Below are 1,801 nucleotides of genomic sequence, written 5' to 3'. Positions count from 1 at the left end.
CCAGTAGACACTACAACACCAGGCGATAAGAAAACAACAGCAGTTGTCACTTACCCAGATGGCTCTAAGGATGAAGTTCCAGTAACTGTTAAGGTAGTAGATCCAAGTGCACCAGAAACAGAAAAACCAGGTAAGATTGAAATTACTCCACAACCAAATGGAGATGCGATTGTAACACCTAAGAAACCAGATGGATCAACATACCCACCAGGAACTAAGGTAGAAATCCCAGGAGAAAATGGAACAACAATCCCAGTTGAAATCGGTGACAATGGTTCAGGTAAAGTACCAAATGACAAACTTCCTAAGACAGATGTACCAGGAAAAGGAACAGTAACAGAACCTAATAAGAAACCATCACAACCAGTAGATGTAACAACACCAGCTCGTAAGACACCAACAGTAGATGTTGAACAAGATCCTAAGACAGGTGAAGTTACAGTAACACCTAAGAAACCAGATGGAACTCCATACAAACCAGGAACTAAGGTAGAAATCCCAGGTGAAGATGGTCCAATCCCAGTTGAAATCGGTGAAGATGGTAAAGGTAAAGTACCAAATGACAAACTTCCTAAGACAGATGTCCCAGGTACAGCTAAGATTACAGAACCAGGTCAACCAACTGTTGAAGTTCCTGATGTAACAACACCAGGTAAAGTTACACCAGAAACACCAGTAACTGAACAACCAGGTAAGATTGAAATCACTCCACAACCAAATGGAGATGCGATTGTAACACCTAAGAAACCAGATGGATCAACATACCCACCAGGAACTAAGGTAGAAATCCCAGGAGAAAATGGAACAACAATCCCAGTTGAAATCGGTGACAATGGTTCAGGTAAAGTACCAAATGACAAACTTCCTAAGACAGATGTACCAGGAAAAGGAACAGTAACAGAACCTAATAAGAAACCATCACAACCAGTGGATGTAACAACACCAGCTCGTAAGACACCAACACTAGATGTTAAACAAGATCCTAATACAGGTGACGTTACAGTAACACCGAAGAAACCAGATGGATCAACATTCCCACCAGGAACTAAGGTAGAAATCCCAGGTAAAGATGGTAAGCCAATCACAGTAACAATCGGTGAAGACGGTAAAGGTAAAGTACCAAACAGTGAATTACCAGACGGTAAAGTAACAGGAACAGGTAAGATTACAGAACCAGGTCAACCAACAGTTGAAGTTCCAGTAGAAACACCAGCTAAGGTAACACCAGAAACACCAGTAACTGAAAAACCAGGTAAGATTGAAATTACTCGACAACCAAATGGAGATGCGATTGTAACGCCTAAGAAACCAGATGGATCAACATACCCATCAGGAAGCAAGGTAGTGATTCCAGGTGAAAACAACACACCAATCGAAGTTACAATTGGAGACAATGGTTCAGGTAAAGTACCAAATGACAAACTTCCTAAGAAAGATATCACAGGAACAGGAACAGTAACAGAACCTAACAAGAAACCATCACAACCAGTAGATGTAACAACACCAGCTCAGAAGACACCAACACTAGATGTTAAACAAGATCCTAATACAGGTGACGTTACAGTAACACCGAAGAAACCAGATGGATCAACATTCCCACCAGGAACTAAGGTAGAAATCCCAGGTAAAGATGGTAAGCCAATCACAGTAACAATCGGTGAAGACGGTAAAGGTAAAGTACCAAACAGTGAATTACCAGACGGTAAAGTAACAGGAACAGGTAAGATTACAGAACCAGGTCAACCAACAGTTGAAGTTCCAGTAGAAACACCAGCTAAGGTAACACCAGAAACACCAGTAA

1 protein-coding gene is annotated in these 1,801 nt (G+C 41.4%); it reads left to right on the top strand.

Annotated elements, in window-relative coordinates; genetic code table 11:
* On the top strand, positions 1–1,801 hold a 1,801-nt coding region (locus QEZ38_RS03370; protein WP_281335029.1), incomplete at both ends, for a Rib/alpha-like domain-containing protein.

This window comes from Streptococcus taonis (genome assembly GCF_029948085.1).
GTDB lineage: Bacteria > Bacillota > Bacilli > Lactobacillales > Streptococcaceae > Streptococcus > Streptococcus taonis.
Note: the sequence above shows the minus strand (reverse complement) of the source record. Positions and strands in the feature narration are given on the sequence as shown.